Annotated in this window: 7 protein-coding genes; 4 read left to right on the forward strand and 3 right to left on the reverse strand. The window is 64.0% G+C overall.

What is annotated here, in order from left to right:
- Window positions 1-302, reverse strand: a 302-nt coding sequence (locus ENZ74_RS34700; RefSeq protein WP_206522290.1) for a hypothetical protein, incomplete at its 3' end; no start/stop codon positions are given.
- 23 nt (window positions 303-325) lie between these two features.
- Here ENZ74_RS34700 and ENZ74_RS17170 point away from each other — a divergent pair.
- A complete protein-coding gene (locus tag ENZ74_RS17170; protein WP_063169772.1) occupies window positions 326-1,417 on the forward strand; it encodes a 3-deoxy-7-phosphoheptulonate synthase in 1,092 nt (363 codons plus the stop codon).
- 34 nt (window positions 1,418-1,451) lie between these two features.
- On the opposite strand, the gene ENZ74_RS17175 is transcribed toward ENZ74_RS17170, so the two are convergent.
- On the reverse strand, window positions 1,452-2,087 hold the full coding sequence (locus ENZ74_RS17175) for a LysE family translocator (RefSeq protein ID WP_027161048.1): 636 nt from the start codon (window positions 2,085-2,087) through the stop codon (window positions 1,452-1,454).
- A gap of 129 nt (window positions 2,088-2,216) precedes the next feature.
- Here ENZ74_RS17175 and ENZ74_RS17180 point away from each other — a divergent pair, with 129 nt between their 5' ends.
- Window positions 2,217-2,918: a YafY family protein gene (locus ENZ74_RS17180; RefSeq protein WP_063169771.1), complete on the forward strand. Its 702-nt coding sequence runs from the start codon at window positions 2,217-2,219 to the stop codon at window positions 2,916-2,918.
- An 11-nt stretch (window positions 2,919-2,929) separates the two neighbouring features.
- On the opposite strand, the gene ENZ74_RS17185 is transcribed toward ENZ74_RS17180, so the two are convergent.
- Window positions 2,930-4,039: a Gfo/Idh/MocA family oxidoreductase gene (locus tag ENZ74_RS17185; protein ID WP_013528369.1), complete on the reverse strand. Its 1,110-nt coding sequence runs from the start codon at window positions 4,037-4,039 to the stop codon at window positions 2,930-2,932.
- 155 nt (window positions 4,040-4,194) lie between these two features.
- Between ENZ74_RS17185 and ENZ74_RS17190 the strand changes: the two genes are divergently transcribed.
- Window positions 4,195-5,040, forward strand: coding sequence for a MurR/RpiR family transcriptional regulator (locus tag ENZ74_RS17190; protein ID WP_024502014.1), 846 nt, complete (start codon window positions 4,195-4,197; stop codon window positions 5,038-5,040).
- A 141-nt stretch (window positions 5,041-5,181) separates the two neighbouring features.
- Window positions 5,182-6,615, forward strand: a 1,434-nt coding sequence (iolC, locus tag ENZ74_RS17195) for a 5-dehydro-2-deoxygluconokinase (RefSeq protein WP_127312883.1), incomplete at its 3' end; no start/stop codon positions are given.

Consider the following 6,615-nt stretch of genomic DNA (forward strand, 5'->3'; position numbering starts at 1 on the left):
GCTCCGCCCAGGGATGACGAAATTTGGGTGCTTCGGCCATCCCGAATTGTCTCCGCATCAGGGCACGTGACAAGTGCCTCCGCATCGACTATATGAGCCTCATGATCAACCTGACCGTCACATATTGGTACTTTAGGAGCTCGCTGGCGGCGGGAGGATTGCGCTCGATCTGAAGATTGCAGCAACAAGATCCGAACAGCCGCCATACCTGGCGGCTTTTTTGTTTTCAGCCGGCAGGTTTCCTCTAAATCAAAGGGGAGCATGATGTCGTCCGAAAACCGCTTCACACTTTTCGGCATCATGCTCTCGACAGGAGCAGAAAGCCGTGTTGACCACCACAGACGACCTCCGGGTCAAGGAAATCCGAGAACTGAGCACACCGGACGAGGTGATGCGGGAGATACCGCGCACTTTGACGGCGACGCGCACCGTCAGCGCATCGCGCAATGCAACCCATGCCATCTTGAACGGGACCGACGACCGGCTGCTCGTCATCGTCGGCCCGTGTTCGATCCACGATCCGGTCGCGGCCGTCGATTACGCCAGCCGTCTCGCGGCGCTGCGCGAGAGCCTGTCGGACCGGCTGGAGATCGTGATGCGGGTCTATTTCGAAAAGCCGCGCACGACGGTCGGCTGGAAAGGCCTGATCAACGATCCCCACCTCGACGGCAGCTTCAACATCGACAAGGGGCTGCGGATGGCACGCAATGTGCTGTCGGCCGTCAACAATCTCGGCCTGCCGGCTGCGACCGAATTCCTCGACATGACCACCCCGCAATACATTGCCGACCTCGTCGCCTGGGGCGCGATCGGCGCGCGCACGACCGAGAGCCAGATCCACCGCGAACTGGCCTCGGGCCTCTCCTGCCCGGTCGGCTTCAAGAACGGCACCGACGGCAATCTGCGCATAGCCGCCGAGGCGGTGAAATCCGCCGCGCAGCCGCATCATTTCATGGCGGTGACCAAGGGCGGGCGCAGCGGCATCGCCACGACCACGGGCAATGAGGACTGCCACGTTATCCTGCGCGGCGGCGTTCAGCCGAACTATGACACGGCGAGCGTCGAAGCCGCCGCTGTGGAACTCGCCCGCATCGGCGTTGCGCCCCGTCTGATGATCGATGTCAGCCACGCCAACTCGGCCAAGAAGCCCGAGAACCAGCCCAAGGTGGCGGCAGATGTCGCCGGCCAGGTCGCGGCAGGCGACGAGCGCATCATCGGCCTGATGATCGAGAGCAATCTCGTCGCCGGCCGGCAGGACGTGGTGCCGGGCAAGCCGCTGGTCTATGGCCAGAGCATCACCGATGGCTGCATCGACTGGGCGACCACCGAGACCGTGCTGCACGGCCTTGCCGGCGCCGTCGAGTGGCGCCGCTCGGCACGCCGCGCCATGATCGACAACCGGCAGGGAGCTGCCTGACAGGGCATAGGGAAGTGGGCGGCGGTGACCGGGATTACGCCGCCCTTAATCCTTCCCATGCCGTGAACACCGATACGGCAAAGAGCAGCAGTCCGGCCGCGCGGCCGGCAAAAATGGTCGCCCGCGGATTGGCGATCAGAAGGTTGCGGCTGCGGCCGGCCGTGATAGCCAGCCCGCCATAGATCGCAGCCTGCGTCACCACGGTCAGCAGCCCCATGACCGTCGCCTGCATCCAGATCGGACCGTAGTCCGGTTTCAGGAACTGCGGGTAGACGGCAAGCACGAACAGGTATGCCTTCGGGTTGATCAGGCAGGTCACAAATCCCTGGCGAAACGCCTTCCATGCGGAACGGCTGCCGGCAGGCCCCTCCTGGCCGACGATGATGGAACTGCGCATCAGCGTGATGCCTATGAAGGCCATGTAGGCGGCGCCGGCAAGCAGCAGCGGCTTGAACAGGATCGGCACGAAATGCATCAGCAGGCCGACGCCGATGGCGCCGTTCAGCGTGTGCACCATGCCGCCGACCATGATGCCGCCGGTCGCGGCAAGGCCTCGGTCGCGGCCGCCGGTCAGTGCATTGGCAAGCACGAAGAGCATATCCATGCCCGGAACGGCGATGATGCCGAACAGCAGGATAAAGAAAAGCCAGAGATTTTCCGCATAGCCCATGTCAGTTGCCTGCCGCCTCGATCCGCCAAACCGCAGCGGAACCTGTTGATTTTCAATTCGATAGGCGCTCCTATAGGTCAGCCCAACTGACGATGGTGTGTCAGTTGTGATGGAAACCGGGCGAGAAAAATGCGCAAGGCGTCGCGCCTGTTCGAGATCATCCAGATCGTGCGGCTGGCGCGGCAGCCGGTGACGGCAGCGACGATCGCCGAGCGGCTGGAGGTGACGGTGCGCTCGATCTATCGCGACATTGCCGCCCTGCAGGCGATGCGCGTGCCGATCGAGGGCGGGCGCGGCATCGGCTACATCCTGCGTCCCGGCTTCGACCTGCCGCCGCTGATGTTCTCGATCGAGGAGATGGAGGCGATCGTCCTGTCGCTGGCGCTGCTGGAGCGCACCGGCGACAGCGAGCTCAAGCAGGCGGCCAAGCGCGTCAGCGCCAAGATCGCCGGCGCGGTGCCGCCGCCCTTGCGCCAGGTATTCGACGCCAATGCGCTGCACGCGTGGGGGTTCGCCGCGCCTTCGACCGGCGCGATCGACCTTGCGCTGGTGCGACGCGCCATCCGCGACGAGGAGAAGCTCGACCTCTCCTATCGAGACGAAATGGGCCGCGCCTCCGAGCGCCTCATCCGCCCGATCGCGCTGATCTACTACGCCGAAACCGCCAACATCGTCGCCTGGTGCGAGCTGCGCCAGGCGATCCGCAATTTCCGCAGCGACCGGATCGCGGATTGCCAGGCGACCGGGTTACGCTTCAAGGGCGAAGGCGACCGCTTGCGGCAGGTCTGGGTGAATGGATGGGAGACGAACGTCGCTGCCACGGCCGTCTGAGCGGGCTTATATCACCGTACGTCCACCCAGCGCTTTTCCTCGAACGAGCGCGCCATCGCGTGCACCGTGCGCTCGATCTCCAGCCCTTCGGCAAACTCGATGAGCCGCGCCGGCTTGCCTTCAAGCCGCGTCAGCAATTCGTGGCACTCGATGATCTTGAGATCGTTGAAGCCGAGGCCATGGCCCGGCGCCGGCACGAAGAGGTCATAGGGCTTGTGGTGCGGCGCCACCAGGATGGTGCGGTAGCCCTGTTCGGTCGGCCGGTCTGATGTGAGATAGAGCTGGAATTCGTTCGATCGTTCCTGGTCGAACAGGATCGACCCTTTAGAGCCGAAGATCTGGACGGCGATGCGGCCCTTGCGGCCCCAGGCTGAGCGGTTGACCAGCAGCGTGCCGGCAATGCCGTTTTCCAGATGCATCAGCACGCTGGCGATGTCGTAGGTCTCCACCGCGCGACGACCGCCGCTGGCCAGCTTGCGATCGGCATAGGGTTTAGCCATGTCGCAGATGACACTGGCGACGCGGCCGAACAGGGCCGAGACCAGAGACAGCGGATGCACGGCGAAATCGTCGAGCGCGCCATAGCCGGAAGCTGCTTCGTGCTTCCAGAAGAACAGCGCTTCGGGGTCGGCCATGAAGTCCTCGTCCATCTCGATGCGCAGATGGTTGACCTCGCCGATGATCTTCTCTTCCAGCAGCGCGCCGATATGGCGGATGGCCGGGCTCTGGATGTAGTTGTAGCCGAGGGCCGCGACCTTGCCGGACTTTTTCGCCGCGGCCGCCATCGCCTCGGCCTCGGCAAAGCTCGGCGCCATCGGCTTTTCGCACCACAGATGCTTGCCTGCTTCGAGGATGGCGACGGCCATTTCCGGGTGGAACTGGTTGGGCGTGGTCAGCGAGACGATGTCGACTTCGGGATCGTTGACGACGGCGCGCCAGTCGCCCGACGCCTTGGCGAAACCGAACTCGCCCGCCTTGCGCCGGGCAAGCTCTTCATTGACCTCGCCGAGATGGACCAGCCGTGGCTTGGCCACGTCGGGAAAGACAGCGCTGACGGCACTCCATGCGATGGCGTGACACTTGCCCATGAAACCCGTACCGATGAGACCGACGCCGACCATTTTCCGTTTCTCCACTGCTTGAAGCGCTGCGTGGATGAATTAGTCCATTTTCTCCTGAAATGGAATGTCTGCCTCATTTTTTATGGTGTTCTTGCGCAGGCTCGCTATGATGAGGCACAGAGGACGCTTCACGCATGAGCCTGGACAGAGCGACGATGGACGAACGGGTACCTCGCGATTTCGAGACGCTGCGCACCACCATCCTGGAGCGACGCGAAAGCCTGCCGAAACGCATCGCCCAGATCGCTGCCCATGCGCTCGACAATCCCGACGATATCGCCTTCGGCACCGCCGCCAGCATCGCCGCTTCGGCGGGCGTGCAGCCTTCGACCCTGATCCGATTTGCCCAGCAGCTTGGCTTCGATGGTTTCACCAGCCTGCAGCAGGTGTTTCGCGAGCGGCTGCGCGAGCGCAACTCATCCTATGACGAAAGGCTGCAGGCGCTGCGCGTCAAGGCTGAGGGAGGCGCCGGCCACCGGGCGATCTTCGACGGCTTCGTCGCCGCCGCCTCAACCTCGCTCAACGACATCTCGCGCACGCTGGACGAAGCGCATCTGGAAGACGCTATTTCCCTGCTGGCAAAGGCGGAAACCATCTATGTGCTGGCCAAGCGGCGCTCCTATCCGGTGGCGTCCTACATCGCCTATGCACTGGGCAAGCTGAAGATCCGCAACCAGCTGATCGAATCGGCGGCCGGGCTGAATGCCGAGATGATCGGCTTCGCCACGCCGGCGGATGCCGTCATCGCCATCTCCTTCTCGCCCTACGCGCCCGCCACGATCGAGGAGGCGCGCAGCATTTCGGAACAGGGCGTGCCGATCGTCGCCATCACCGACAGCTCGTTTTCGCCGCTCGCCCAGTTCGCCAAGGTCTGGTTCGAGGTTGCCGAGGCCGATTTCGCCGGCTTCCGCTCACTGTCGGCGACAATGGCGCTGGCCATGGCACTGACCGTCGGCGTCGGCGAGAAGCGGCGCGACACGGGCAGGAAGCGCAAGGCCTGATCCACCGCCGAAAAGGTACTTTTCACCGAAGGAATGCTCATTCCATATTGACTATGGATTGGAATTATTATTTCATATTCCCGGCGCCACGCTGCCGCTCGCGCGTGTACCCCAACACAACAAGGCCGACGGGAGGTTCCAATGAGCGAAGCCGTGGACGCTGAATACGCGCCGCTCGACGTCATCACCATCGGTCGCGCTTCCGTCGACCTTTACGGCCAGCAGATCGGCTCGCGGCTGGAGGACATCACCTCCTTCGCCAAGTCGGTCGGCGGCTGCCCGGCCAACATCTCGGTCGGCACCGCCAGGCTCGGCCTGCGCTCGGCGCTGCTCACCCGCGTCGGCGACGAGCAGATGGGCCGCTTCATCCGCGAGCAGCTGACGCGTGAAGGCGTCAATGTCGACGGGCTCAAGACCGACAAGGAGCGGCTAACCGCACTGGTGCTGCTGTCGGTCGAGGACGAAGGCGTCTCGCCGATGATCTTCTATCGCTCGGACTGCGCCGACATGGCGCTGGCGCCGGAAGACATCGATGAGGCCTTCATCGCCTCGGCGCGCTCGATCGTCGTCACCGGCACGCATTTTTCCAGGCCTAACAGCGATGCCGCGCAGCGCAAGGCGATCCGCATCATGAAGGCCAAGGGCGGCAAGGTGGTGTTCGACATCGACTACCGGCCGAACCTGTGGGGTCTCGCCGGCCATGCCGAAGGGTTCGAGCGCTATGTAAAATCGGACCGGGTCTCGGCGCAGCTGAAGACGGTGCTGCCCGACTGCGACCTCATCGTCGGCACCGAGGAAGAGATCATGATCGCGTCGGGCGCCGATGATTGCCTGAGCGCCTTGAAGACGATCCGCTCGCTGTCGTCCGCCACCATCGTCCTGAAGCGCGGCGCGATGGGCTGCATCGTCTATGACGGACCGATCAGCGACGATCTCGAGGACGGCGTCGTCGGCAAGGGGTTTCCGATTGAGATCTACAATGTGCTCGGCGCCGGCGACGCCTTCATGTCGGGCTTTCTGCGCGGCTGGCTGGGCGGCGAAGACCATGCGACGGCGGCGACCTGGGCCAATGCCTGCGGCGCCTTCGCCGTGTCGCGGCTGCTCTGCGCGCCGGAATATCCGACCTTCGAGGAGCTGCGGTTCTTCCTCAAGAACGGCAGCAGGCATCTAGCGTTGCGCAAGGACGAGGCGATCAACCACATCCATTGGGCAACGACGCGCCGGCGCGACATTCCCTCGATGATGGCGCTCGCCTGCGACCACCGCGTGCAGCTCGAGGATGTGGCGGCGAAGGCCGGTGCCGATCCCGCACGCATCCAGGATTTCAAGGTGCTGGCGGTCAAGGCGGCGGCGAAGGTTGCCGCCGGCCGCGACGGCTACGGCATGCTGATCGACGAGAAACACGGCCGCAAGGCGATGTTCGAATTCGCCAGGCATTCCTTCGCCTGGCTCGGGCGGCCGGTGGAGCTGCCGGGTTCGCGGCCGCTGCGCTTCGAATTCTCGCAGGACATCGGCTCGCAGCTCACCGAGTGGCCGGTCGACCATTGCATCAAATGCCTGTGCTTCTATCATCCC

The organism is Mesorhizobium sp. M7A.F.Ca.CA.002.15.2.1 (genome assembly GCF_003998715.1).
In the GTDB taxonomy this organism is placed as follows: Bacteria; Pseudomonadota; Alphaproteobacteria; order Rhizobiales; family Rhizobiaceae; genus Mesorhizobium; species Mesorhizobium ciceri.